Below are 25047 nucleotides of genomic sequence, written 5' to 3'. Positions count from 1 at the left end.
GAGGAAATCGATTAGCGCATATTGGCAACGAGCGATCGCTGAGTTAAGTGTTCTTAAGTGCAGCTTTTGACATACTGTACTTACCTAATTGTCCTCGATACCATTTTCCTTGTTTAGCACCAACTGAGAGAACGTTAGAAACACGCTCTCGTGCTGTGCTGCGTACTGCTTTAGGAATTTCATCGACAAAGATGGCTTTTAAAATTGTGGCAATATCTAGTACCCGATCTTCTTGCTGTTGCATAACTTCAGATACGGCTTGCGCTAAAGTAGCATTGCTAAACTCATCTTGCAGATAATAATGCCAAGTTTCTGGCTCTTTACTTGACTTTTTGGTGGCTGTAGGTTTCTTCGCTTGCTTGCTGCTAGCAGAAGACGAATTCTTGTTTTGCTGTTTCTGAGGGGTTGCTGGAGCCTTAGTAGTATTTATCGCTGGCTCGTCTAATTCTGTTTCTCCAACAGTTGTTTCTGGCTTATCTTCAATCTGTGGTGATTCCACTGGTGCAGGAGAAGATTCTAGCTGTTTTGGCTCAACTGGTTTAGTAGCGGTATCTCCAGGAGCAAACATAGCAATCACAGTTTTGAGGCTGTGACGTTTCTCTTGAAGCGATTGAAGTTGAGTGCTTAGTTCAACTTCTTGTGCGGCTAGATCGGCATCAACTTCTAGGAGTTTAGCAATTGTAAGGTTGGCTGGAGAGGAATTTTGCACCGTAAAACCACATTTAATCAAATAATACTTTTTCTAGCTTACTTTAAGAGGGGAATTTTAATAATTCGTAATTCGTAATTCGTAATTCGTAATTTTTAATTCGCGCATTACAAGGGGGATGAACATCTAAATACCAGATTGTGCAATGATTACTACTCAGGCTTGATATAGATATGTGTTGCGCCTGTTGTTAATGGTAAAAGAGCGAATGGGTTGGACTAATCGGGCGATCGCTCGTCGTACTTTTGTCAAAGTAGCTGGATGCAGTATTGTCGCCACCGCTAGCAGTCTATTTCTGTCGTCTGAGGTAGCGGCGCAAGAGATGCAATTTGTTAGTCCTGACGCAGCTTTAGAGCGGCTATTAGCTGGAAATCAACGGTTCGTGCAGCAAAAACGCCAAAGTCCCCATCAATCTCGCTTGCGCTTGGAAGAAACTGCTAATAATCAATACCCATTTGCGTCGCTGCTTACTTGCGCTGATTCGCGTGTCGCTGCAGAAATTATTTTTGACCAAGGTTTAGGAGATTTATTTGTAGTGCGAATTGCTGGTAATGTTGCTAGCGATCGAGTTGTGGGTAGTTTGGAATACTCTACAGACATATTGGGTTCGCAGTTAATTGTCGTGCTAGGTCATGAAAGATGTGGCGCGGTGACAGCCGCAGTAACGGGTAAATCACTATCTGGCAAAATTGGCTCTTTTGTTGCAGATATTCAGCCTGCTGTTGCTAGAGTCAAAGATAAATCTGGCGATGCAGTTGAAAATGCAGTTGTCGCCAACGTTCAATATCAAGTTGAACTGTTAAAAACATCGCCAACCCTAACTCGATTGCTGGAGCAAAACCAGCTAAAAATTGTTGGCGGTCGTTACGATCTAGATACTGGTAAGGTAACTATTGTTGCTTGAGCAATCAAACTATACAGAAAAACCCATGTCTATCAGTCCTTGGCGAAGTTGCTGGGCTGCTATAGGATTGTGTTGTGCGTGCAGTGCGATCGCTTGTTTAAACGCTGCTAAACTCTCTGTCACCAATCCACCTTTAAGCAACACTACTCCCAAATTTTGATAAGCTTCTGCATAATCAGGATTAATAACGATCGCTTTGTTGTAAGCTGCGATCGCTTCATTTAGTTTGCCTAAAGCTTTCCAAGTTATTCCTAAGTTGAAATAACCCATAGCAAAGTTAGGATCGATAGCAAGAGCCATTTCATAATCGGTTTTTGCGCCAATCACGTCTCCACTTGCACGTTTTAAAGAACCTAAATTATTGTATGCACCAAGTTTGAGCATTGGATAGACATCAAGATCGATCGCAGCTTGGTAATGAAATATAGCTTTTTGCGTTTGTTGCAAGCGATTGTAAGCAATACCTAAGTGATAGTGCAACTCGTACAAAATATCGGCGCTGACTGATGTAGAGCGAAGTCCACGTTCTAACAACTCTATACCTTGTGTAGTTAAGTCAGATTCTACATATAAAGCGCCTAACTTGCTGCAAACATAAGGATCGTCAGGATGATGCGCTAAAAAGCCTTCCATTGCGCTTCTGGCTTTGGCAAACTTGTTTTGGGAAGCGATCGCATTTTTTTGATAGCCTTCATGCAAAATCGCTACTTCTGGTAAGTTACCTATTTGCCAATAAGGTTCTCGATCTAAAATTAGTCCCACACTATCATCGATTAGCGCGTGATAGGGACGGGAAAAATATATATGAGGGTGACGGCGAAATAACCGAGAAACTAAAGAATAAGGAGATTGTGCAGCGCCAACTTCAAGGCGTAGTAAGTTAATTACCAAATAAAAATCGCTATTTATTGCTTGCTTGAGACTAGGGACAATTTCGGGTACTAGCACCTCATCAGCGTCTAATACCAAAACCCAATCGCCTTGCACGTACTTTAAAGCTTCATTTCGCGCCGCTGAAAAATCATTGCACCACTGGTAGGTATATACCCTTGCACCAAAATTTTGAGCAACTTCTATTGTGCGATCGCTCGAACCTGTATCGAGCAAAACTATTTCATCTACTACACCTCGAACGCTGCTGAGGCATTTGGGTAGAGTAGCTTCCTCATTTTTGGCGATCGCGCACAGACTTAGCTTCATCTAATTTAGCCCAAACATAACAATAGCGTTATTCGATCTTAAAGTTGATATAGAGATTGGCTAACAAAATTACATATTTGATGAATAACTTACCAGTATTAGAAACTCAACGTCTTTTACTACGCAGCCTTAACTTAAATGATGCTGTCGATATTTTTGAGTACGCTGCCGATCCTCAAGTTTCTCAGTATGCTACATGGTCAGCACATCAATCAATTAACCAGAGCAAACAATTTATTGAATCAGTCATCGCCCAATATCGCAACCATCAATTAGCTGCCTGGGGAATTGTTTGCAAAGCAGACAACAAAGTTATCGGTACTTGTGGCTTTACAAATTGGATTGCTACAGCTAGGCGTGCAGAAATTGGCTACGCGCTATCTAGTAAATATTGGGGTCAAGGATATATGCCTGAAGCTGTACGATTGCTTTTTGGCTTCGGTTTTTGCCTGATGAAGCTCAATCGCATTGAAGCTAAATGTGTCATTGCTAACACAGCCTCAGCAAGAGTAATGGAAAAAGTAGGAATGCAATTTGAAGGTATATTGCGCCAAGATCTCCTTGCCAAAGGCAGTTTCTACGATGTGAAAATTTACTCAATTCTCAAACAAGATTGGCAAACTAACTGTAAATAAAAAACTCATTCAAAATTCAATTTGAATGAGCCTTACTTAAAGCCGTTATCAGTGACCAGGCGTTTGGTGGGGGACTTAAACCCAACAAAGAGTGAAGTAATAACTGGTTACTGGTCACTGGTCACTGGTCACTGTTAAATGTCTGGTGGCAAGATCACCTTGTCGATTACGTGAATTACGCCGTTGCTAGCTTTGATATCAGGCTGAACTACTTTCGCTTCGTTCACCGTTACACCAGTAGCCGGATCGACTTTAACGTTAATTGCACCGCCTTCAACTGTTTTGACTGTTCCTGACTTGAGATCGGTAGATGCAACATTGCCAGGAACTACGTGATAAGTCAAAATTTTAGCCAGTAAAGCTTTATTTTCTGGCTTGAGCAGTTCTTGCAAGGCTTCTTGAGGTAAAGCCGCGAAAGCTGCATCTGTAGGTGCAAAAACTGTAAATGGTCCTGTTCCTTCTAAAGTTGTAGTCAAGTCAGCAGCTTTTAAGGCTGCTGTTAGCGTCTTAAACGAACCATTAGCAGCAGCTAAAGCTACTACGTTTTCTGTTCCACTTCCACTTGATGCACCGCCAGCAGGAGGCGGCGTAGTAGCATCAGGAGTAGGAGTAGTAGTATCTGGTGTTGTTGCTGGAGGCGTTGTTGAAGGGCTAGTAGTATCTGGTGTTGTTGCTGGAGGCGTTGTTGAAGGGCTAGTAGTATCTGGTGTTGGCGTTGTAGCGCCTGTGCCTCTGCGGTTATAAGGAGGTTCGTTGAAAATACTCGGACTAGGATTTAGCGCTCCTCCGCCCCCTGACTGCTGTGCCTGTAGGGGAAAACCAATTATAATACTGGCTCCAGCTACGCCAATTATACAAGCTGCCTTTTTGAGCAAATTATCGCGATTTTGTTTTGCGCTCACTGTTGCTTTCCTCTTATTTCCAGGACTTGTTAATTTTTACAACATTTACGGATAAATATACAAACATTTTTCACAAACGATCGCCAACATCTAGCTAGAGATAGATATATTTAGCAGCGATGCGATCGCTTATGCGGGTTTTTCTGGCGATCGCTACTCGCACTAGCTACAAGCTTACTTGCAGTCAGCACAAATACAAGCATTTGTACGGTAAATACTCAGAGCGATCGCCAAAATTAGATTTTTATACGTCATTAGAAGTAGAAATAATCTCAGGTTAAGCAAAGTTAATTGCTCGTTCAATAATTTTTGAAAACCAAATATTTAATAGTATCTTTATCAAAATAAATCGCTAAGTTAGCTAATAAATATTAAGGGAGTTTCTCTGCCTTGAGGTTATTACTTGCGGTAGAGGGAAATACTCAAGTCTAAGTGATAGCTTATACATAACGAAATAAGATTAGCGAAAACGAAAAAGAGGGAGAAAAAATATGTGGGGTTTATTAGCGTGGGTTGTATTGGGTTTAATTGCTGGAGCGATCGCTAAAGCTATCTATCCAGGACACCAAGGCGGTGGCATTCTAGCAACAATGATTTTAGGTATTCTCGGTGCATTAGTTGGTGGTTGGTTAGGAGGTTTGCTATTCCCGTACAGTGGCGGTGCAGCAGCAGCTTCAGTAGGTGCTTTAACATTACCTAGCGTTATTTTTGCAGTGCTTGGCGCGATTGTCCTTCTATTCATCTGGGGCTTGCTCACACGTCGGACTGCGTAAGCAAAAGTTTGATGAATTATATAGTTATTCACACTCCCTCAAGCTATGTCTGAGGGAGTGTTTGTTATTAAACAATAAAGAAAAAAACTAATAAATTATAAATGTAGTAAAAATAAAAATACGCTTTTGCAAACCAGCAATTTACATTGGTCAACTTTTGATAGTGAGGAGAGAGAAATGATTGAACTGTACCAGTTTGAATTGTCCCAGTATTCGGAAAAAGTCCGTTTAATTCTAGATTATAAGGGCTTAGATTACCGCAAAATAGAAGTAACGCCAGGAATTGGGCAAGTAGACTTGTTTCGGATGACAGGGCAGCGGAAAGTACCAGTAATCAAAGATGGCAGTAATATAGTTGCAGATTCAACCGAAATTGCTAAATACTTAGATAGACAGTATCCCGATCGCCCATTAATTCCTACCGACCCCAAACAACGAGGAATGTGTCTATTAATAGAAGAATGGGCAGATGAGTCAATCGGGATTAAAAGCCGTAAAGCTTTGTTTGGCGCGTTAAGTCAAGATCAAAATTTCCGCAAAGCATTACTACCCACAACAACACCCGATCTAATTAAAGGCATATTTGAAGTCGTTCCCAACGATATACTCAAGATTTTAGGCTTTGGTGTCGGTTACAGTCCCGATGTAGTCAAATCAGCCGAAAACGATTTGCAGCAAGATTTAGAAGCATTGTGCCTATTACTAGCCGATAGTCCTTACTTAGTAGGCGATCGCATTACCCTAGCAGATTTATCAGTAGCAGGACTATCGATGCTCATTAAATTCCCTGATGGACCTTATCTAAATCTACCAGCTAGCGTCAGAGGCAAAGGGATACCAGGATTAGCAGATAACTTAGCATATCAGCCATTTTTTGCCTGGCGCGATCGCTTATACAGCCAATTTCGCAAACTAACACCAGGTTCCTCGACGACAACAGGTTCAGCGCCAACGGCGATTAGTATTGATTGAGACAATTGTAGGGTGTGTTGCCTGGCAACGCACCCCACTATTTTTACCAAAAGGCTGACGGTTAGTAGCTATTGGCTATAAGATAAGCCAATAACCCGCATATGCAGTTAATACATGAATTTGGGACAGCCTTTAGGTTCAGTTACACAAGGATCTCTCAGTCAGGGATTAGAAGTACGCTTGCACCCCGATGTATTGGTGGAAGATATGCGGGTGGGCAAATTTCTGGTCGTAGAAGGCGTGCGATCGCGCTTCTTCTGTATGCTTACTGATGTTACTTTAGGAACTTCTAGCCCTCGGATTGTGGCAAATCCGCCTGCTCCTAATGACGACTTTATGCGCGAAGTCTTAGCAGGTAGCGGTACTTATGGAACTGTTAACCTCACGCCGATGTTGATGTTTACACCTGAAGTTGAAGAACCATTGTTTGCAACTAATGGTAAATCTCAGCAAAATGGTTCAACAGGTTTAGCTTCGTTTCAGCCGCAAAGTAGCAGCAATATGGAACTGCTACCAGTAAAAACTATCCCCAGCCACTTTAGCCAAGTTTACGATGCTAGCGAACGAGACTTTCGGGCGGTGTTTGGTTGGGAAGATGACCCCACAAGGCGCAATTTTGCGATCGGTCAGCCGCTAGATATGGATGTCCCTATTTGCATCGATTTAGACCGCTTTGTCGAGCGCAGCAACGGCGTGTTTGGTAAGTCGGGTACTGGGAAATCATTTTTAACTAGGTTGCTGCTGTCGGGGATTATTCGCAAGCAAGCGGCGGTGAACTTAATTTTTGATATGCATTCTGAGTACGGTTGGGAAGCAGTATCGGAAGGCAAGCAATTTAGTACCGTCAAAGGCTTGCGCCAGCTATTTCCAGGTAAGGTGCAAGTTTACACGCTAGATCCAGCTTCTACTAGGCGTAGAGGCGTACGCGATGCTCAAGAACTTTACCTCAGTTACGACCAAATTGAAGTCGAAGATATCATGCTGGTCAAGAGTGAGTTGAATTTATCCGACGCTAGCTTAGAAAATGCCCTAATTCTCCGCAATGAGTTTGGCAAGACCTGGATTACTCAGTTATTGGGTATGAGTAATGAGGATATTCAAGTATTTTGCGATGAAAAGCGGGGAAATAAGTCTTCAATTATGGCATTGCAGCGCAAACTCAGCCGTTTGGACGATCTCAAGTATATGCGCTCTGCTTGTCCGCATAATTACATCAATCAAATATTGGAGTCGTTAACGGCTGGCAAGCACGTAGTCATAGAATTTGGTTCGCAGTCAAATATGCTGTCATATATGCTGGCAACTAATTTGATTTCCCGCCGCATTCACCAGCATTACGTTCATAAAGCAGAGCAGTTTTTGCAAACGAAAAAAACTAGCGATCGCCCCCACCCGTTAGTAATTACGATTGAAGAGGCACACCGTTTCCTCGATCCTGCTACTGTTAGGCAAACTATTTTCGGCATCATTGCCCGCGAAATGCGTAAATACTTTGTGACGTTGCTGGTAGTAGATCAGCGCCCATCGGGAATCGATAACGAAGTCATGTCCCAAATCGGCACGCGGATTACAGCTTTACTCAACGACGAGAAAGATATTGAGGCAATTTTTACAGGCGTATCTGGCGGACAAGCTTTGCGATCGGTACTGGCAAAACTCGACTCTAAGCAACAAGCTTTAATTCTAGGTCATGCTGTCCCTATGCCTGTTGTAGTTAGAACTCGTCCTTACGATGAAAAATTCTACTCAGAAATTGGCGATACCGCCTGGGAAGAAAAGCCAGACGAAGAACTGTTCGCTGCCGCCGAACTTGCTAAAGCCGATTTAGGCTTTTAGTAGGGTGCGTTGCAAGTCAACGCACCTTATTCGTAATATCTAGCAGCCAAAAGTTCGGTTATCCGGCTGCTTTCTAGTACCTATTTACCAGGCTTTCGAGCGATCATATAAAGAGTAGCGCGATCGCCTCTTATTCGCCAAGTTAAAGGCAATCTAGCTACCTTTACCCTAGAAAAAATACTTTTGCAAAAACTTGTTCGCATAGCTCAATCTGTATTATACTAAAGTCATATCGACTTCAAGTTATTCCAACTCACTTCTTGAGTTACAAACAAATGAATCCTTAGTAGATGCAAATTTTCATAGCCGACGGGAAACTTACCTTATAGAAATAGCGTCTCTACACCTTCTGTAGGATGTAAGTCAAGCAATATTTAGCTAATGTCCAGATATAAATAAGTAACGCTGTTCCCGTCCAGCTTTAGCCATTCAGCAATCCAATTGTCTACGGAGTTGACGACGCACCAATGCCCACTGTTAACACCAAAACTGAAACACCCCCGACCAAGTTCACGGCTGATATGGTTCGTACCTATCTGCGGGAGATTGGTAGAGTACCGCTATTAACCCGCGAACAAGAGATTGTTTACGGTAAGCAGGTGCAGCACATGATGTCGCTGATTGAAGCTAAAGAGGCTCTAGCCAAGAAATTAGGCAGCGAACCTACGCTTAGTCAATGGGCGGCAAAAGTAGAATTGCCCGAAGCCGAAGTTGAAGATGTAATTCGGCGCGGACAAAGAGCCAAGCAGAAAATGATCGAAGCGAACCTGCGCTTAGTTGTGGCGATCGCGAAAAAGTATCAGAAGCGCAACATGGAATTTTTGGATTTGATCCAAGAAGGAACTATGGGATTAGAGCGCGGCGTAGAGAAGTTTGACCCCATGCGCGGTTATAAGTTCTCGACGTATGCTTACTGGTGGATTCGCCAAGCAATTACCCGTGCGATCGCTCAACAAGCTCGCACGATTAGGCTTCCCATCCATATTACCGAGAAGCTCAATAAGATCAAGAAAGTGCAGCGCGAGCTAGCGCAAACCTTGGGGCGATCGCCCAATGCTGGGGAAATTGCCGAAGCTCTTGAGCTTGAACCTGCTCAAATCCGCGAGTATTTGAATCTTTCTCGTCAGCCAGTGTCGCTAGATATCCGCGTTGGAGACAACCAAGATACCGAGTTGCAAGACTTGCTAGAAGACGAAGGACCATCTCCAGATCATTACATGACGCAAGAATCCTTACGTCAAGATATCGATACTCTGTTAGCAGAACTGACACCGCAGCAGCGAGAAGTTCTTAGTCTGCGCTTTGGTTTGCAAGATGGAAACGAACTATCTTTAGCCAAAGTTGGCGAACGGCTCAACCTCAGTCGGGAAAGAGTGCGCCAACTAGAGCATCAAGCCTTAGCACACTTGCGCCGCCGCCGCGAGAACGTGCAGGAATATATTGCTAGCTAGTTTGTAAACAGAGTCTACACAAACTTTACAATACACAATACTAATTAAAGACTTTGTGTATTTAATAATGCATCTCCTCGCTGGAGGAGGTGCTTTTTTGTATGGTGCTAATTTCTGGCAAGGCTTAATCTCAGTAAAATCAACTACTTCGTCAAAGTTACTAATTATTACGGAAATAAAAGTCTCACTTTTGAAGTAATAAGAAAGCATAGCAAGTTGGGTATGCTTTAAATATGACAAACACAAAATATTTTTAAATTAAAGCCAACTATTAGAGGTAGATATGATGCTTGACCACATTATTAAGTTTTTTTTAGGACGGCATCATTTCAGTACAGCCTCAGTAACTAGCTTATTTGTAGTTCTCAGTATTTTTACGGGCGCTACTAAGCCAGCTTTGACAAAAGAGCTACCACAACTGCACCAAGTTAAAGTTGCTATTCGGGGTCAAAGCATGGTTAAACAGTCTGATAATGCAATTAAAGGCAAATTACCAGATAAAGATGGTATTTACTTATATGGTCAATCGCCGCAACCGCAGCAAGTAGGTCAAGAGTATATAGTATTGGAAGTCAATAGAGGTAAGGTAATTGGAGCATTTTATCTACCTCATTCCGAATTTAATTGTTTCAACGGGACAATTACAGCCGGAGAGTTAGCATTGTTGCTAGCTGAGGGACCAGAAACAGAAGCATATCCCGATCCATCTGGTGTGAGCAATAACCACCAAGTAGCAGCAATTAACGCTAGCCCAATGGGAGACGATATCGATAGTACAGTTTCTACTCCCTACTCAGTAGCGCTGCAAAACTACCACCAGATAAATACTGTAACTTCAAGCGACAGACAAATCTTGGCAGCCTGCAAAAGTAACTACCAGCAATAGTAGGGTGTGTTGCAAGGCAACGCACCCCGCTATTTCTAAAACTCAATTCCTGGTTGTGCTTTTACACCTTGTTCGCGGAAAGGATGCTTAATTAAAGTCATTTCTGTAACTAAATCTGCTTGTTCAATTAGCTCTGCTGGAGCGCCTCTACCTGTAAGAATGACATGAGTATCAGCAGGCTTTTGTTCTAGTCCTGCTAAAATATCGTTAACTTGCAAATAACCAAGCTTGAGGGCAACATTTACTTCATCTAACAGCACTAATTTATAGTCTGGGTTAGCAATAAATGTCAAAGCAGTTTGCCAAGCTGCTTGCGCTTTTTCGATATCTCGCTCTCGATCTTGAGTTTCCCAAGTAAAGCCTTCACCCATTGCATAAAATACTAGCTGGTCTTGCCATAGACTAAATACAGCTTTTTCCGCAGGTTCCCATGCGCCTTTAATAAATTGCACGATCGCAACTTTATAACCATGACCTAGGGATCTTAGCACCATTCCCAATGCTGCTGTAGTTTTGCCTTTACCGTTACCCGTGTTAACGATAATTAAACCTTTTTCCAGTGACGCTTTAGCAACGCGCTCTTGTTGAACTTCCTTGCGCCTTTGCATCTTGCGCTGGTATTGTTCCGCTGTCAAATCTGATTCGTTATTTAAATTAGTTTGCATCAATCTTAAACAATTGCCACCATTACTTAAGGATGAACCAAGATCGGGAAAACGGAGAGTTAATTTATGATAAGGGTGATGCAAGGCGATATCACTAAGTTAGAAGTAGATGCGATCGTTAATGCTGCTAATGAATCTTTGCTTGGTGGTGGCGGTGTGGATGGGGCGATTCATCGCGCTGCGGGACCAGAATTACTAGCAGAATGTCGCAAGCTAAATGGCTGCGATACTGGCGATGCGAAGATTACTAGAGGCTATAACTTGCCTGCAAAATGGGTCATTCATACAGTTGGTCCTGTTTGGCAAGGTGGGAACTACAATGAAGATGAGTTATTGGCTAGTTGCTATCGCCGGAGTTTGGAAATAGCTCAAGAGTATGAGATAAAAGCAGTCGCATTTCCGGCTATTAGTACGGGCGTGTATAGATTTCCGGTAGAAAGAGCCGCCAAAATTGCCGTTAGTGAAGTTCGGCGCTTTTTAGCTAGCGATGACAGCATTGCCGAAGTAATTTTAGTTTGCTTTAGCCAAGATTCTTATAATTGTTACCTAGATGCCGTGAAACAAAGCGCTGAAAATGGCTAAATTAGATGGCGTGTCTATTTAAAGGATAAAAATGTCAAAATTGCCTAGCAACAAAATCTCTCCCACGCCCATGCAGGCACAAATTAGCGTGGTGGATTTGATTGATAATTATTTTACGGCATATAATTCAGCGCGGCTGCGGGAAATCTGCCAGTTGTTAAGTAAGGATGTACTACAAGCAGGCGTTACTGTCGGCGTTAGCTTGTCTGGTGCAATGACACCTGCTGGCTTTGGCGTTTCCGTACTTGCACCGCTAATCCGCAATGGTTTTATTGATTGGGCGATTAGTACGGGCGCAAATCTCTATCACGATTTGCATTATGGATTGGGGTTTGAACTTTATTCTGGGCATCCTTTTGTTGATGATGTCAAGTTGCGCCAAGAAGGGACAATCCGCATCTATGACATTATGTTTGGCTACGATGTGTTGCTAGAAACTGATGCTTTTATCCGCAAGATTTTACAAGCAGAACCGTTTCAAAAGCGGATGGGTACGGCAGAATTTCACCATTTGCTAGGTAAGTATGTTAGGGAAGTAGAAAAGCAAATTGGAGTCAAGCATTCTTGTTTATTAGCTACAGCTTATGAGTGTGGAGTGCCAATTTATACTTCATCGCCTGGGGATAGCTCGATTGGGATGAACGTTGCGGCTTTGGCATTGGAGGGATCGAAATTGATTATCGATCCTTCAATAGATGTAAATGAAACAGCAGCGATCGCCTATAGCGCCCGAAATTCTGGTATAGCTGATATAGAAGGCAAAAGTGCGGCGGTAATTATCGGCGGCGGTAGTCCAAAAAACTTCCTTTTGCAAACTCAGCCCCAGTTGCACGAAGTGTTGGGGTTAGAAGAAAGAGGACACGACTACTTTATTCAATTTACCGATGCGCGTCCCGATACTGGCGGACTTTCTGGCGCAACGCCATCGGAGGCTGTAAGTTGGGGCAAAATCGACCCCGAAGAGTTGCCCAGTACAATTGTTTGTTATACAGATAGCACGATCGCCCTACCGCTACTAACTGCTTATGTCATGCAACAATGTCAGCCGCGCCCATTGAAGCGTTTGTACGACAAGCGGGAGGATATGCTAGCAAAATTGCAAGCAGACTATCTCGCCGCCAAAAATCGCCCCGTAGAAGAAATCCCTGCAGCGGTAGCTGAAAATGCCTCCGAGCAAACAGCTACTTATCCTTGCGGCAGGCTGATTCCCAATAGTCCATAGCAGTTGTTATTAACTGTATTTGCTCCTCCCCATTCTTGAAGATATGGGGAGGAGCGAGAAACAAATGAAGGGCAAGCATCTTGACGCTGCTTGAAGCTAATTTATTGGCGAAAGCATAATAGCTGCGAAGATTCAAGACTATCTTGGTGAGACTTGCCGCGCACAGGATGAATGTGCAAGCATTTCTACCATCCGTCAGATCGATCGCTAAGTTCTGGTATAACTCATCGAGAAACATCGCTCGTTAGTTAGAATGCTGACGTGATGCTGCCTGAGTGAGGGTAACAATCTCCTCAAAACAAAAGTTACCAACTAATTCGGTTAAGGCATTAGCTAAAGGAGCGTTGGCGATTGGCATTTGCTCGAGCCAGTGATGCACCTGCTTTGCATTTACCTTTATTGCTGCTTGATGCAAGTGTTCTAGCCAATCGATAGGCATCTGGGCTAATGCCTGTTTCACTTCTTCCCCTCTGAGGGTAGGCTGATGCAGCGAGTCTTCATCTACGCTACACAATTGTTTTGCATCGTACAGGTAGCGGACTCCCAAATGTTCCGCCATTTTCTCAAATATGACATTAGCTCGAAATGGCTTGCGTACGTAGTCGTCACACCCCTGGGACAATACAACTGTGCGCTCTTCTTCAAAGGCGCTTCCAGTTAAAGCAATCACCACAGGAGCAATCTTGCCAGCAGATTTAATGCGTTTGGTTGCCTCAAAACCGTCCATAACTGGCATCCGCATATCCATCCAAATTAGCTGAGGCGACCAGCTTTGCCACAGGGCGATCGCTTCTTGCCCATTTACTGCCTCTCGCACGTCAAAACCAACTGGTCTTAGTAGCTCAACCATCAACCGCCGATTTTCCAACTTGTCTTCTACGATGAGAATGCGGTAATTAGGTTGTCCAGCCTCCAAACCGACTACTTGCTGTAATGGTTCGACGGTAGTTTGGACTTCATCAGCAACTACTGTGCTAGTTTGAATCTCAAACTCAAACACCGATCCCAACCCAAGTTGACTTGCAACAGTAATCTCTCCGCCCATTAAGTCAACAAATTTCTGACTAATAGGCAAACCAAGTCCCGTCCCTTCTTGAGAGTTGCGCCCTGTCTCTGTTTGGATAAAAGGATCGAATAGGCTTTTTAGTTCTGTAATAGCAATACCCAGCCCTGTGTCTTTAACTGCAAACAGCAGGCGAGGAGGTGAGATCGAACTTTCTACTTTTACGTGCAGTGTGACGCTGCCAACTTGTGTAAACTTAATTGCATTACCTAACAGATTCACTAAAACTTGGCGCAGCTTGCTTTCATCAGTGCGAATGTATTGAGGCACGTCGCTTGCTCGCTCGAAAATTAACTCTAATCCTTTACTCTCAGCTTTAAGCTGTAACATTGTCTGCAAAGAATCGAGCAGATTGTAAACATCGAAGCTATTTTCATTTAGCGTCGTTCTCCCCGCCTCAATCTTGGACATTTCTAACACATCGTTGATTAATGCTAGGAGATGTTCGCCACTGCGACTAATCGTATCTAAATATTCCTGCTGCTGTGTGGTAAGCGAACCGCCCAGAGTCATTAACTGAGTAAAGCCCAAAATCACATTGAGAGGAGTACGTACTTCATGACTCATATTAGAGAGAAACTGACTTTTGGCGCGGTTGGCAACTTCTGCTGCTACCATTGCTTGTTGCAAAGCTGCCTCGGCAAGTTTACGAACTGTAATGTCCGTAGCAGTACCTTCGTAATAAAGCAACTTGCGATCGCGATCGCGCACTAACCGAGCATTCTGGGAAATCCAAATCTTTGTGCCATCTCGGCGGTAAACCTCAAACTCAAAATCCGCCACCGAACCATTTGCCATCAGCAGATGGATAAAATCTAGCCTTTGCTCTGGCAAAACGTATAGCTGACGATTGATATCTGTCAAATTTTGGATTAGCTGTTCGCTAGAATCGTAGCCATACATGGCTGCTAGTTTAGGATTGGCGCTGAGATAGCGTCCATCAGGAGTTGTCTGGAAAATTCCCGCTACAGAGTTCTCAAAAATACTTCGATATTTTTCCTCCGCTTGCTCTGTGGCGATCGCATAAGTCTTGAGCCGGAGAATTATCCAAGTAGCAACGCTAACAAGCAAAACAAAAGACAGCAGATACAGCCAGAGTCGATAGGTACTGGTAGAGTCGAGCGCTTGCTGGTAGAAACCATCATAAGTCTGAGTCAGGTTTTCTCCACTTGTGCTAGTAGGTAGTGCGATCGCGCTTTGGATTAATCGATCTACCTGAGAGCGCCTGTTGAGGATGATTTGAGCATGGGCGATCGCTAACTTTAAGTTGGCGTTGTTGGCAAGCGTGCTGGATGCCAAAATTTGCTCGATTTCACGGTCGATCTGTACAACTAACTCTTCGTCTGTTGAGAGGTTAAATAGCAGCAGATCGCGCAGCAGTGTATTCAAGCGGTTTGCTAAGGCTGGGGGAGTTGTATCTTGTTCGACTAGCTCTTTGATGGCGATCGGAAAATAGCTTAAGGAGTTACGTAAAATAGCATTTTCTGACTGAAATTTCTGAATGTATTGTTCTTTTTCTTGCCAGACTTTGATATTTGCCTGTAGCAACCGATCTAACTGTTCGCGCCTCGTGCGATCGATAAAGCTAGGAGCCTGCTGAAGTTCCGTTTGGATATTTTTTAATTTTTTTATGTCATTGACAATTGGATCGTAGTGTGACAGCAGACCATACCTTGCCTGCAAAACATTTTGATTAATCCGAGCATCCAATTCTTGAGTTTGTCGGAGGTTGATGATGTAATAATTATGTTGATTGAGGTCGATTGTTTGAGATTTGAGCCACAGAAAGACAAATAGCAGCACTAACCCTGGCAGAATCAAGTAGCCGCGTAGATGAGATAAGTTGGTGTTAACTGTTTTCGTCTCATGATGTCGGCGAATAGAGAGAATCTTGCTAAGGTTAGAGAATTTCATAGTGGTTTTCCTTGATATTCTCCCGTCAGAGTGCCTAAAAATTGAGTAATTAAGTCAGTTTGCTGCTTTGACAGGGGGCGACCAAGCTGATATTTTGCCATGACAGCGATCGCCTGCTCTAAATTTTGAGCAGAGCCATCATGGAAGTAAGGCGGAGTCAAAGCAACATTGCGTAAGCTGGGAACTCTAAATACGTAGCGATCTGCTGGGTTGTGGGTGACGTTGAAGCGTCCTAAGTCAGCTTTGGTAACATGACCTCGATTCGCCAAATAGTCTCCCATTACGCCAAAGCGTTGAAACATATTGCCACCTACATTGATCCCCTGGTGACAACTAACACACCCGTAGTCTTTGAAAATTCGGTAGCCCTCTTTTTCTGCTGCTGTCAGTGCTTGGGCATTACCTCGTAAAAATTGGTCGAACCGAGAGTTGGGCGTGTAAAGGGATTGCTCAAAAGTAGCGATCGCATCCTTGACGTTAAAGGGAGTTAAACCGTCTGGGTAAATCCGAGCAAAAGCCTGCCTGTACTGACTAGAGGAGCGCAGTTTGACGATGATATCTTGCCAATTACTTCCCATCACTTTAGGGTTTTGTAACAAGCTATCAATCTGCTGGGCTAACTGCTCAAACTTACCGCTCCAATTCAACCGGAAATTGAAGCTTGAATTAAATACGCTGAGAGTATTTATAGCGCCAAATTTTTCGCCCCCAGTCTCATGCATGGCGCGATCTGTACCTCCTGTGCTATAGCTGTGGCAACTAAGGCAGGAAATTTGATTATTTTTAGAAAGGCGAACATCCTCAAATAGTTGCTTGCCCAAAGCAACCTGATCTCGATCCAAATCAATTGTTAGGGGAATTGGTTGAATTGGTTCGTTCGCCCATTTCACCTCTACTTGCTCTACCTTTGGTCTTGTTAACGGCTGGGAGGTCTGGAACTGCTGCCAAACCAGCGCTACCAAACAAGCTAGAACAACTAAAACAATCAGGTAGATTCGACGTTTAACGTGCAAAGATGGAGAAAATAAATCCATGCGATCGCCATCAAGGAGTGTGGAAAGCAGCGAAGTTTGAACACTATCACTTTAAAATAGAAAATTTTTTCAGTTCGCTATCAACAGAATTTTTTATAAATATATACAAATTGGTCAAAGTTGCAATCAACCCAGAAAATATTTAACTTAGATTCTAATTGCTGTTACTTCCTACTTACTTACGGCATGAATAACAATCAGTCCCTCAAAGGAGACATCCTGATCGTTGACGATACACTGGACAACCTACGCCTTTTATCGGCAATGTTGAGCGATCGCGGATATGAAGTTAGAAGCGTGCCAAATGGTTCTACGGCATTGATGGGCGTGCAGGCGCAACCCCCCGATCTAATTTTGCTAGATATCACTATGCCAGTTATGAACGGCTATGAAGTTTGCCAGCGCTTAAAAGCTAATCCTCAAACCTGCGAGATTCCGGTAATTTTTATCAGCGCCCTCAATGAGGTATTCGATAAAGTCAAAGCCTTCGCAGTTGGAGGAGTTGACTATATTACCAAGCCGTTTCAAGTCGAGGAAGTTTTAGTTAGAGTTGAAAATCATCTCAAACTTACAAGGTTGCAAGCGCAACTGCAAGCGCAAAATAGCCGTTTGCAACAGGCAGAAGCAGAATTGCGCCAAGCACTAAACCAAGAGCAAATTCTCAACCAGCGCATAGAGGAAATGGCGACTATAGAAGAACGCAATCGTATTGCCCGCGATATTCACGACTCATTGGGGCATTCACTGGTAGCGCTGAATATTCAAATGGAAACTGCCATTACCTTATGGCAGCAAGACCCAAGCCAAGCTTATACAATTCTCCTAGAAGCAAAACAACTCGGAACTAATGCCCTGCAAGCAGTACGTCAGTCTGTCGCCCAAATGAGATTCGACCCTCTGCAAGGTCAAACGTTAGAAAAAGCGATCGCCTCTCTTAGTCAAAAATTTCACCACACTACGGGAATTTTACCAGAGCTTTGTATTAATTTATACCAGCCATTATGTCATGTAATGAATACAGCATTGTATCGAATTGTCCAAGAAGGGCTAACTAATATCTGCAAGTATGCAGAAGCAACAGCAGTAAAAATTTCCATCCAGTCGACCCAATCTGAGCTATCACTTGTACTTGAAGATAATGGCAAGGGTTTTCGCGTAGATGAAAGCAGAATTGGCTATGGATTGCAAGGAATGCAAGAGCGCACTGCGGCTTTAGGAGGTAAGCTGGAAATGAGCAGCGCACCTGGTGCTGGTTGCCGAATTGTCGCTGCTTTCCCTCAACTACAAAATTTAAACTCCAACAGTTAAAATCATCATGATCCGAGTGTTGCTGGTAGAAGACCAAGAGATCGTCCGGCGAGGATTGAAAACATTGTTGGAGACAAAACCCGATTTAAAGGTAGTCGGCGAAGCGGATAACGGACAAAAGGCGATCGCCCAGTTATCCGCTTTACACGCCAAATCTCTTGCGCCAGATGTAATTGTTATGGACATTCGGATGCCTGTGATGGACGGAGTACAAGCGACTCAAATAATCTGCCAGCAGTTTCCCAATCCGAAAATATTAGTCTTGACTACTTTTGATGATTCTCACTACGTTGCCGAAGCTCTAAGGTTTGGGGCAAAAGGATACCTGCTAAAAGATACGCCTGTTGAGGAACTAGCAAAGGCAATTCGCTCAATTCATCAAGGCTACACTCAGTTTGGACCAGGAATTGTAGAAAAGGCGATCGCTTTGCAGACATCCCCGCCAGAAACACAGCCACCACCAGGACTTAAGGAACTCACGGCTAGGGAAAGAGAAGTTTTGCTTTTGATTGCAGATGGTGCAAGTAATAAAGAAATTGCGGCTGCGCTTTTTCTTTCTGAAGGGACGATCAGAAATCATATTTCGCATATTCTGACTCGGTTGAATTTACGCGATCGCACTCAGGCGGCGATTGTTGCTAATACTTTTAGTCATTTGTTAGCGCCAAATCCGATTGCGGACGATTAACTGCTAAAGCGATCGCTTCAGGCATTTTCTTCGTGACAAATGTAATGGTTGGAAGTGACATTTATTCGATGCGTGCAGTTAGTGGTTGCTAATAGATTGAAAACTAATTGCATCAATCTTCTGCAAACTTATGGCAACAGCACTCTTAGACAGTGGCTAAATCGGAAATTACGCGCAAAAGGCAGGCGCTCATTACCCCTGTACTAGGGCAAATCTTGCCTAAATAGTTTTGGAGGAAATTGGGCAAGCAATCTGAACTAACCAACTCCAATAGGCTTATTATGATCGATAACCTTGTAGTTACTGAATCCTCCTTATTGGGAGCCAGTGCATTAATAGCTGTAGAAGCGTCTCAAATAGATATTTTAGAACAACTAACCCCAGAGGAACAACGCGATCGCCAGCGGCTAGAATTAGGCGTAGAGCAAGCGTTCTATCAGGCGGGTAAGGCACTTGCCCAGTTGCGAGAGCGACGGCTATATCGGACTACACATAAGACATTTGAGGCTTATTGCCAAGACAGGTTTGGATTTACTCGCCGTCATAGCGATTATTTAATTAATGGCGCTAAAGTAGTAGAAAACTTGCTTTCTATCAGAACGATTTCGCCACCGAATTATGCTCAGGGAAATTTGAGAACGATTCCTGCTCAAATTCTGCCTACTAAATTGGAGCAAGTTAAACCTTTAACCAGTTTAGAACCCGACCAATGGCGGCTAGCATGGAACAAAGCCGTAGAAAAAGCTCATGGCAAAGTCCCCTCTGGTCAAATTGTGCGCGCAGTTGTCGAACAGCTACAAGCAAAACCTTTAGTGCTAGCTCAAGACTACTGCCAAGTAGGTGATGTATTTATTTTAACAAGACTTCAAGGTAAAGATAGTCAGTATAACGGCTGTTGGGCGATCGCACTCAAGCCAACAAACTCAACAGTAATTGTTGACGTTCACGATGCCACTTTGACTGTAAAGCCAAATAATTTAAACAAAATAGATTCGTCGGATGTGCAGCAAAACTTACCGCAGATTTTGCAGCGCATTAGAAGACTACGCCAGGTAGAGCAAATCGACCGAGCAGCAGACAACATTCTTAAAGCTTTAGGAAAGCATACTGAGCTAACTGTTGTCGAACAAGATTTGTTGTCTTGGCTGGAGAGATACTATCATGTAGACGCACAAGAGAGAACTACATGGCAGGAATACTGACCGGAAAAATTGCTGTTGTCACAGGCGGCTCTGCGGGAATTGGTTACGCAGTTGCAAAACGTCTTGCAACTGCTGAGGCAAAAGTCATTTTGGCAAGCAGAAATCCGCAAAGCAAAAATTCCCCTAAAGCTCGCAGGTCAACCTGATGAGGTGGCAGAAGTTGTGTTTTCCTTTGCCATCTGCAGCTATGCAACTGGGCAAATTATTGAGGTAGATGGCGGTTGGACAGCCTCTTAGCTCAACTTTAGCCGTTTGAGGAGTGGAAAAGGTGGCGGATCGGGACCAAGATAACGGTTGCAGCAATTTCTCCTAGTTGACCCATTCGTTTCGATATAACGAGCAACGCAAGTTGCTAATTTAAAGCAGGATTTTCACGAATAAGTAAGGAATAAAGCAATCTCTTCCCAACAACTTCCGACCTTCGCCCGAAAAAACTCCGACTTTCGCTAATGAATTTCGTTGTACAACTAAGAGCAACATACATCTAGACAAAGTATTTCACATGAGATTAAAAAACTAACAAATAACCCGCTGACCGGAAACGAATGTCGAAACTCGATTGCATTCAAAGGGATGCTAAGAGGGTTTTTGTGCATTACTGCTTTCTGGGATCGATCTTAGGAATGATGGGAATTTCAAGTCGTAAAGTAGCAATCAAGTTGAGGACTTTAGCAGTCATTATGTTACATCTCAGTCGCTATCAGTGGACAGTTTTACTTGCTGCTTGGTTATGGTGTGGCTTTGATGCCTTTAATCGTTCAAACCAAATACCATTTTTTTAAGCGTTTCGTCATCTCGTTAAAACCTTTGGCAAGAAGTCTGCTATTTTCTCTAATTTAGCTTGTCTAAATTATCTGTTTTCGGGTGCATATCTCTATCACTTATACTCGCTACAAAACTGAAATATATCCGTGCATAAGGTTATCTGAGTTGAGTATTTATTAGCTGAGAGAGGTTTTGTGAAAAAATTATTCTTATTAAAAAGGTACTGTTTAAAGCATTCTCGTTTACTCAAATGTTCTAGCAGTGTTTTTGCTTTGGCAGGTGGTACTTTACTTGCCTCAAATATAAATATTAGTGATTATGGGTTTTTATTCTTGGCATCTAGTTCAAGTCAAATGCTTATAGCTAGTATCGTAGAGCGCGATCGGCTGATGATTTTCTATTCAGCTTCACTTTTTTTATTTGTTGATTGTTTGGGAGTGTATAGGTGGATACTAACTTAACTTTGACTCATTATCTCCCAATTATTCTATATTGAGGTTACGTTGACATTACTATTCAGTGCTATTCTAGCTTGTCACGTTTTACAGTCCAGTGCCGTGAAAGTGTTGGAAATATTTAAATTAATTCAAATATTTCCTTGCCAATAATTTGATTGATAAATATTATGAATTTATTATTTAAATTACTGAATAAGTAATTTGCAATTTATTGTAATAGTATTTTAATTTGTTATTAGTTTATTTAAAATGCTACAAGTACCAAGGAGAAAAACATGAAACTTTGTAGAACGATCGCAATGGCTACGCTCATAAGTATGGGAATTAATGGTCAAAGCGTCCTAGCAAATAAGGAGAAAACAATTCCCGTCGTTGGTCTATGGGAAGGTATCGATTTTGATGATGGCGCGAGCCATTTGCGTTCAATTAGGCGTAACGAAGATGGGACGTTCAGCGTGAGTGGGAATGCTACCTATTACACGATGTGCAATGGCACCGATCGCGGTCTCATCAACGGTACAGGAGTCGTTGAGAACGGAGTTCTGAAGACTAAGGTATCACTTACGTGCTTTAACAATGGTCGAATCATAGAGGGTCTTGAGTCGAACTACGTACTAGATGGGAAAAATGGTACTCTCACAGAACTAAGGGGCTTTGGAGTAAAGCCGCCGATCATTTTCCACCTCATCAGCCCTCGCCCCAAATATTAATGGAGATGGGTAGTGTTATAAGATTGGCGTTGCTGAAAAGATAATGATTTTGGGAGGCATACTTCAATACCCAACCGTTAATGAGAGCGTAACGAATCGACTCGATGATACCATTCTAGTCTGAGGAGCGTTCAATGGACATCCATATTCGTTCAATGCGGCAAGAAGATGTTGAAATATGTGGGCTAATATGTTACCAGGCTTTTAAAAACAGTGCTGAGTGTCATAACTTTCGCCCAGATCAGCCGTCTCTAGAGTTTAGTATTCAGTTAGCGCAATCTTGCTTCGCTAATCCACAAATATTCAGCATCGTTGCCGAGAGTGACGGCAAAATTATTGGCTCTAACTATCTGTCGGAATATGACATTGTTCGGGCTGTTGGTCCGCTTGCTATCGACCCAAATGTTCAATCAGAGGGCGCGGGTAGAGAATTAATGAAAGCAGTTATTAAACGCGCCATCCACAGCAAAAGCATTCGTTTAGTTCAAAACGCTTTCAATCTAGCTTCGCTTTCGCTTTATGCGTCGCTTGGCTTCAACGTTAAAGAGCCACTTGTGATGCTCGAAGGCAACGTTAGAGGTGATATTCCTAGTAATATTGAGATTCGTCCACTCCAAAACAAAGATTTTGCACAGTGCGCCGAATTGTGCCGAAGAGTATATGGTATTGAGCGCACTGGAGAGTTGAAAAATACGCCGCCTTTTCTGACATCTTTTGTAGCGGTGAACGACGATCGCATTAGCGCTTACACTTCAGCGCCGCATTTTTGGGCGTTGAATCACGCTGTAGCCGAGTCGCAAAAAGATATGCAGGCTTTGTTAGCTGGCGTGGGAAATATGAGTGGCGATCGCCCCATCTCGTTTTTGCTGCCAACACGTCAATCTGATTTATTTCGGTGGTGTTTAGCTCAGGGAATGCGCGCCATCAAACCAGCGACATTAATGGCGATGGGCGAGTACCAAGAACCTCAAGGCTGTTATCTACCATCTGTACTTTATTAGGCTAAAAGCAGAGTAATGTTCTAGCAAACAACTCCTACCGCTATTATGTTGTATTGTCCTTTTTCATTTAGAGTTGGGGTAGGTAAGGATGTCAGCTACTACTATTAAATCTAGCAAGCTAATCCGTTGGCGCATTCCGATTGTGCTTGCTGTTACAGTATTCTTCAACTACTTAGACCGCAACAATCTAGCCCTATCACTACCTCGTATTGCCCGCGATTTTGGTTGGAGCGATCGCCAAATTGGAGCGTATGGGGAATGGCTGTTAGGGGCGTTCTTTCTATCTTATGCACTGTCTAATATCCTGCTAAGTCCGCTTGCCGAGCGATTTGGACTAAAGCGGAGCCTAATGGCTACAATCGCTGCCTTTTCTCTATTTACCATACTCTGCGCCCCGCTTGGGCAGTCTTTGACTGCACTAATTGTCTTACGCCTGTTGTTAGGATTTGGGGAAGGGGTACATATCCCCATGTTGAGTGCAATTACTAGCCGTTGGTTTTCTCAGCACGAGCGATCGCGGGCAAATGCGATCTGGGGAGCAGGAATTACTCTGGCTGTTGCCTGCGCGCCGTTACTAATTATTCCCCTCATCCACGCGGTAGGCTGGCGAACTAACTTTGCCATCCTCGGTACAGCGGGAATGCTGCTTTCACTGCCTTTAGTTTGGTTTTTTGTCGAGGATGAGCCGCACCACAGTCATAGTACCAACGAAATCGAATTAGTTGAAGACACGCCACCGACAGCCTACAGGCAAGATTGGCGATTTTGGTTAGTTACACTTGGCGGTGCGCTTAATGCCTTTTGTGCCTTCGGTATGCTTAACTGGTTGCCTAGTTACTTCAACCGCGCCAAAAGCATCGACTTCGAGCGTTTAGGCTATCCTTTAGCGATCGTTTTTACTGCGGGGGTTGTGGGAATTGCGCTGATGGCTTATTTGGGCGACAAGTTCCAACGCCGCGCTCTGCTTGCTAGTATCGGATTTGCGATCGCAGGCGTGTTTGTCTACATTGCCTCAAGTGTCAATCGGTTAGAACTTGTAGTGTTATGCTTTGCGATCGCTGTTTTCTTTCAAAGTGCCTACGGCGCACAAGAATATGCGATCGTCCAATGCTTGTTACCTTCACACCGAGTTGGTGCTGGGACTGGTTTATACAACGGGCTTTCTATTTTGTTTGGTGGTGTCGGCGGTTCGCTGATTCCAGGTTCGATTGTAGCGATGACTGGTAGTTTCGATCTAGCAATTTTTAGTATTGTCGTTGGGGCATTGCTAGCAGCTTTGGTCATGTTAGCACTAGCGCGATCGCTGCGATATTAACAGGCTGGCGAGAAGTTTAATAATTATTCAATTGAATATTGGTTCGATTTTACCTTGGCAATCCATCCTTTGTAAGATCGCAAAATCTCTGCATAGGGAACTGTACTTTCAAACACCATATCTATTAACGATGGAGCGAAGAAAGTAGGAAACAGTTGATGCAGTGTTTTGGCAAGTCGCTCTCTGAGTACAAATTCAATCGCTAGTTGGGGAGAGGATGGAGAAGAATAATCGCTTAATTCTAGTAGAGCGTGAGCATCAACTTTGCGGCGAGTAGTAAAGCTGGCGATCGCCTCTGCCCAATTATCGTCATATTCATTCAACAGTTTGTCAAAGATGGCGACATCTTCTAAAGCAGCGTTGCAACCTTGACCTAGAGACGGAGATACTGCGTGGGCTGCATCGCCTAAGATGAGGACGCGATCGCCATGATGGTAGCGATTGCAGCGAATAGTTAACACTCTTGACAGCGGGTGCTGCAAAAATGCCTCTGCTGCTGATGCGTTCATCAGTTGACCTAACTCTGGAAAATAGGTGTGAAAGAATGAATTGCAACACGGCTTCTGGGGTAGCAAGGCTGACAACCTGGTGATTCTGTCGCGGAAATAAGATATTAACCTGGCAATCAAAGAGAATGCGGGCGGGATTAGCATTCTTAGCAATGAACAGAGAACCTTTAGTGAGAAGTTTGCGGGCTTTATTTTCACCAAATTTGACGGCACGAAAGTTATACCAATTTAATGTGAAGATAAACTTAATACAGCATCAGTAATAAACTCCCAACCTGTAAGCGAAGCAATCAATTCTGGAGTTAAGTCTTTGAGAATGTCAGACAATCTCCGTCGCAATTGT

At 43.4% G+C, this 25047-nt stretch carries 23 protein-coding genes; 16 read left to right on the top strand and 7 right to left on the bottom strand.

Features of this window, described 5'->3' with window-relative positions; translation table 11 throughout:
- Window positions 1-43 precede the first annotated feature (43 nt).
- The gene (locus tag UH38_RS09250) at window positions 44-709 is read right to left on the bottom strand and encodes a hypothetical protein (RefSeq protein WP_045054374.1); all 666 of its coding nucleotides are present in this window, start codon (window positions 707-709) and stop codon (window positions 44-46) included.
- 208 nt (window positions 710-917) lie between these two features.
- Here UH38_RS09250 and UH38_RS09245 point away from each other — a divergent pair, with 208 nt between their 5' ends.
- Window positions 918-1613 (top strand): carbonic anhydrase, encoded by a 696-nt coding sequence (locus UH38_RS09245; protein ID WP_045054373.1) that lies wholly within the window; start codon window positions 918-920, stop codon window positions 1611-1613.
- A gap of 9 nt (window positions 1614-1622) precedes the next feature.
- Here UH38_RS09245 and UH38_RS09240 read toward each other — a convergent pair whose 3' ends face one another.
- Complete coding sequence (locus tag UH38_RS09240) at window positions 1623-2813, bottom strand: glycosyltransferase (protein ID WP_045054372.1); 1191 nt, start codon at window positions 2811-2813, stop codon at window positions 1623-1625.
- A 56-nt stretch (window positions 2814-2869) separates the two neighbouring features.
- Here UH38_RS09240 and UH38_RS09235 point away from each other — a divergent pair, with 56 nt between their 5' ends.
- A complete protein-coding gene (locus UH38_RS09235; protein ID WP_235355145.1) occupies window positions 2870-3448 on the top strand; it encodes a GNAT family N-acetyltransferase in 579 nt (192 codons plus the stop codon).
- Window positions 3449-3582: 134 nt separating this feature from the next.
- On the opposite strand, the gene UH38_RS09230 is transcribed toward UH38_RS09235, so the two are convergent.
- Entirely contained in the window at window positions 3583-4350 is a 768-nt protein-coding gene (locus tag UH38_RS09230; protein WP_045054370.1) for a fasciclin domain-containing protein, read from the bottom strand.
- A gap of 131 nt (window positions 4351-4481) precedes the next feature.
- On the opposite strand from UH38_RS09230, the gene UH38_RS26710 reads away from it, so the two are divergent.
- From UH38_RS26710 to UH38_RS09205, 6 genes are all read left to right on the top strand, one after another.
- The gene (locus tag UH38_RS26710; protein WP_235355143.1) at window positions 4482-4631 is read left to right on the top strand and encodes a hypothetical protein; all 150 of its coding nucleotides are present in this window, start codon (window positions 4482-4484) and stop codon (window positions 4629-4631) included.
- A 210-nt stretch (window positions 4632-4841) separates the two neighbouring features.
- Window positions 4842-5123, top strand: coding sequence for a GlsB/YeaQ/YmgE family stress response membrane protein (locus UH38_RS09225; RefSeq protein ID WP_045054369.1), 282 nt, complete (start codon window positions 4842-4844; stop codon window positions 5121-5123).
- 177 nt (window positions 5124-5300) lie between these two features.
- Window positions 5301-6095 carry a glutathione S-transferase gene (locus UH38_RS09220; protein WP_045054368.1) on the top strand — a complete coding sequence of 265 codons (795 nt, stop codon included), beginning with the start codon at window positions 5301-5303 and terminating at the stop codon, window positions 6093-6095.
- Window positions 6096-6209: 114 nt separating this feature from the next.
- The gene (locus tag UH38_RS09215) at window positions 6210-7931 is read left to right on the top strand and encodes a helicase HerA domain-containing protein (RefSeq protein ID WP_045054367.1); all 1722 of its coding nucleotides are present in this window, start codon (window positions 6210-6212) and stop codon (window positions 7929-7931) included.
- Between the two features lie 467 nt (window positions 7932-8398).
- Entirely contained in the window at window positions 8399-9382 is a 984-nt protein-coding gene (locus tag UH38_RS09210; RefSeq protein ID WP_045054366.1) for an RNA polymerase sigma factor, RpoD/SigA family, read from the top strand.
- Between the two features lie 283 nt (window positions 9383-9665).
- Complete coding sequence (locus UH38_RS09205) at window positions 9666-10268, top strand: hypothetical protein (protein ID WP_052672317.1); 603 nt, start codon at window positions 9666-9668, stop codon at window positions 10266-10268.
- A 35-nt stretch (window positions 10269-10303) separates the two neighbouring features.
- Here UH38_RS09205 and cobO read toward each other — a convergent pair whose 3' ends face one another.
- A complete protein-coding gene (gene cobO / locus UH38_RS09200; protein ID WP_045054365.1) occupies window positions 10304-10933 on the bottom strand; it encodes a cob(I)yrinic acid a,c-diamide adenosyltransferase in 630 nt (209 codons plus the stop codon).
- A 66-nt stretch (window positions 10934-10999) separates the two neighbouring features.
- Between cobO and UH38_RS09195 the strand changes: the two genes are divergently transcribed.
- Window positions 11000-11515 (top strand): O-acetyl-ADP-ribose deacetylase, encoded by a 516-nt coding sequence (locus UH38_RS09195; protein WP_045054364.1) that lies wholly within the window; start codon window positions 11000-11002, stop codon window positions 11513-11515.
- Between the two features lie 31 nt (window positions 11516-11546).
- Entirely contained in the window at window positions 11547-12737 is a 1191-nt protein-coding gene (locus UH38_RS09190; RefSeq protein ID WP_045054363.1) for a homospermidine biosynthesis protein, read from the top strand.
- Window positions 12738-12981: 244 nt separating this feature from the next.
- Here the strand turns inward: UH38_RS09190 and UH38_RS24740 are convergent, their stop codons facing one another.
- On the bottom strand, window positions 12982-15714 hold the full coding sequence (locus UH38_RS24740) for a DAHL domain-containing protein (protein ID WP_052672316.1): 2733 nt from the start codon (window positions 15712-15714) through the stop codon (window positions 12982-12984).
- A complete protein-coding gene (locus tag UH38_RS09175) occupies window positions 15711-16748 on the bottom strand; it encodes a cytochrome-c peroxidase (protein ID WP_045054361.1) in 1038 nt (345 codons plus the stop codon). Before UH38_RS09175 ends, UH38_RS24740 begins: the two co-directional genes overlap by 4 nt.
- A 186-nt stretch (window positions 16749-16934) precedes the next feature.
- Between UH38_RS09175 and UH38_RS09170 the strand changes: the two genes are divergently transcribed.
- From UH38_RS09170 to UH38_RS09140, 6 genes are all read left to right on the top strand, one after another.
- A complete protein-coding gene (locus UH38_RS09170; RefSeq protein WP_045054360.1) occupies window positions 16935-18056 on the top strand; it encodes an ATP-binding response regulator in 1122 nt (373 codons plus the stop codon).
- Between the two features lie 7 nt (window positions 18057-18063).
- Window positions 18064-18744, top strand: coding sequence for a response regulator transcription factor (locus UH38_RS09165; RefSeq protein ID WP_045054359.1), 681 nt, complete (start codon window positions 18064-18066; stop codon window positions 18742-18744).
- A 281-nt stretch (window positions 18745-19025) separates the two neighbouring features.
- Window positions 19026-19946 (top strand): hypothetical protein, encoded by a 921-nt coding sequence (locus UH38_RS09160; RefSeq protein WP_052672315.1) that lies wholly within the window; start codon window positions 19026-19028, stop codon window positions 19944-19946.
- Complete coding sequence (locus UH38_RS28130) at window positions 19931-20092, top strand: SDR family NAD(P)-dependent oxidoreductase (RefSeq protein ID WP_082065351.1); 162 nt, start codon at window positions 19931-19933, stop codon at window positions 20090-20092. Before UH38_RS09160 ends, UH38_RS28130 begins: the two co-directional genes overlap by 16 nt.
- 1921 nt (window positions 20093-22013) lie before the next feature.
- Window positions 22014-22880 carry a GNAT family N-acetyltransferase gene (locus tag UH38_RS09145; protein ID WP_045054356.1) on the top strand — a complete coding sequence of 289 codons (867 nt, stop codon included), beginning with the start codon at window positions 22014-22016 and terminating at the stop codon, window positions 22878-22880.
- 88 nt (window positions 22881-22968) lie between these two features.
- The gene (locus tag UH38_RS09140; RefSeq protein ID WP_045054355.1) at window positions 22969-24195 is read left to right on the top strand and encodes an MFS transporter; all 1227 of its coding nucleotides are present in this window, start codon (window positions 22969-22971) and stop codon (window positions 24193-24195) included.
- Window positions 24196-24218: 23 nt separating this feature from the next.
- Here UH38_RS09140 and UH38_RS09135 read toward each other — a convergent pair whose 3' ends face one another.
- The gene (locus UH38_RS09135) at window positions 24219-24704 is read right to left on the bottom strand and encodes an FAD-dependent oxidoreductase (protein WP_052672313.1); all 486 of its coding nucleotides are present in this window, start codon (window positions 24702-24704) and stop codon (window positions 24219-24221) included.
- Between the last annotated feature and the right edge of the window lie 343 nt (window positions 24705-25047).

The organism is Aliterella atlantica CENA595 (assembly GCF_000952155.1).
Taxonomy (GTDB): Bacteria; Cyanobacteriota; Cyanobacteriia; order Cyanobacteriales; family Chroococcidiopsidaceae; genus Aliterella; species Aliterella atlantica.
This window is presented reverse-complemented; position numbering and strand designations above follow the sequence as displayed.

Coding starts and splice junctions, on each gene's coding strand:
- UH38_RS09245 (WP_045054373.1), top strand. CDS start 918: ATGGGTTGGACTAATCGGGCGATCGCTCGTCGTACTTTTGTCAAAGTA.
- UH38_RS09240 (WP_045054372.1), bottom strand. CDS start 2,813: ATGAAGCTAAGTCTGTGCGCGATCGCCAAAAATGAGGAAGCTACTCTA.
- UH38_RS26710 (WP_235355143.1), top strand. CDS start 4,482: ATGCGGGTTTTTCTGGCGATCGCTACTCGCACTAGCTACAAGCTTACT.
- UH38_RS09225 (WP_045054369.1), top strand. CDS start 4,842: ATGTGGGGTTTATTAGCGTGGGTTGTATTGGGTTTAATTGCTGGAGCG.
- UH38_RS09220 (WP_045054368.1), top strand. CDS start 5,301: ATGATTGAACTGTACCAGTTTGAATTGTCCCAGTATTCGGAAAAAGTC.
- UH38_RS09215 (WP_045054367.1), top strand. CDS start 6,210: ATGAATTTGGGACAGCCTTTAGGTTCAGTTACACAAGGATCTCTCAGT.
- UH38_RS09210 (WP_045054366.1), top strand. CDS start 8,399: ATGCCCACTGTTAACACCAAAACTGAAACACCCCCGACCAAGTTCACG.
- UH38_RS09205 (WP_052672317.1), top strand. CDS start 9,666: ATGATGCTTGACCACATTATTAAGTTTTTTTTAGGACGGCATCATTTC.
- cobO (WP_045054365.1), bottom strand. CDS start 10,933: ATGCAAACTAATTTAAATAACGAATCAGATTTGACAGCGGAACAATAC.
- UH38_RS09195 (WP_045054364.1), top strand. CDS start 11,000: ATGATAAGGGTGATGCAAGGCGATATCACTAAGTTAGAAGTAGATGCG.
- UH38_RS09190 (WP_045054363.1), top strand. CDS start 11,547: ATGTCAAAATTGCCTAGCAACAAAATCTCTCCCACGCCCATGCAGGCA.
- UH38_RS24740 (WP_052672316.1), bottom strand. CDS start 15,714: ATGAAATTCTCTAACCTTAGCAAGATTCTCTCTATTCGCCGACATCAT.
- UH38_RS09175 (WP_045054361.1), bottom strand. CDS start 16,748: ATGGATTTATTTTCTCCATCTTTGCACGTTAAACGTCGAATCTACCTG.
- UH38_RS09170 (WP_045054360.1), top strand. CDS start 16,935: ATGAATAACAATCAGTCCCTCAAAGGAGACATCCTGATCGTTGACGAT.
- UH38_RS09165 (WP_045054359.1), top strand. CDS start 18,064: ATGATCCGAGTGTTGCTGGTAGAAGACCAAGAGATCGTCCGGCGAGGA.
- UH38_RS09160 (WP_052672315.1), top strand. CDS start 19,026: ATGATCGATAACCTTGTAGTTACTGAATCCTCCTTATTGGGAGCCAGT.
- UH38_RS28130 (WP_082065351.1), top strand. CDS start 19,931: ATGGCAGGAATACTGACCGGAAAAATTGCTGTTGTCACAGGCGGCTCT.
- UH38_RS09145 (WP_045054356.1), top strand. CDS start 22,014: ATGGACATCCATATTCGTTCAATGCGGCAAGAAGATGTTGAAATATGT.
- UH38_RS09140 (WP_045054355.1), top strand. CDS start 22,969: ATGTCAGCTACTACTATTAAATCTAGCAAGCTAATCCGTTGGCGCATT.
- UH38_RS09135 (WP_052672313.1), bottom strand. CDS start 24,704: ATGAACGCATCAGCAGCAGAGGCATTTTTGCAGCACCCGCTGTCAAGA.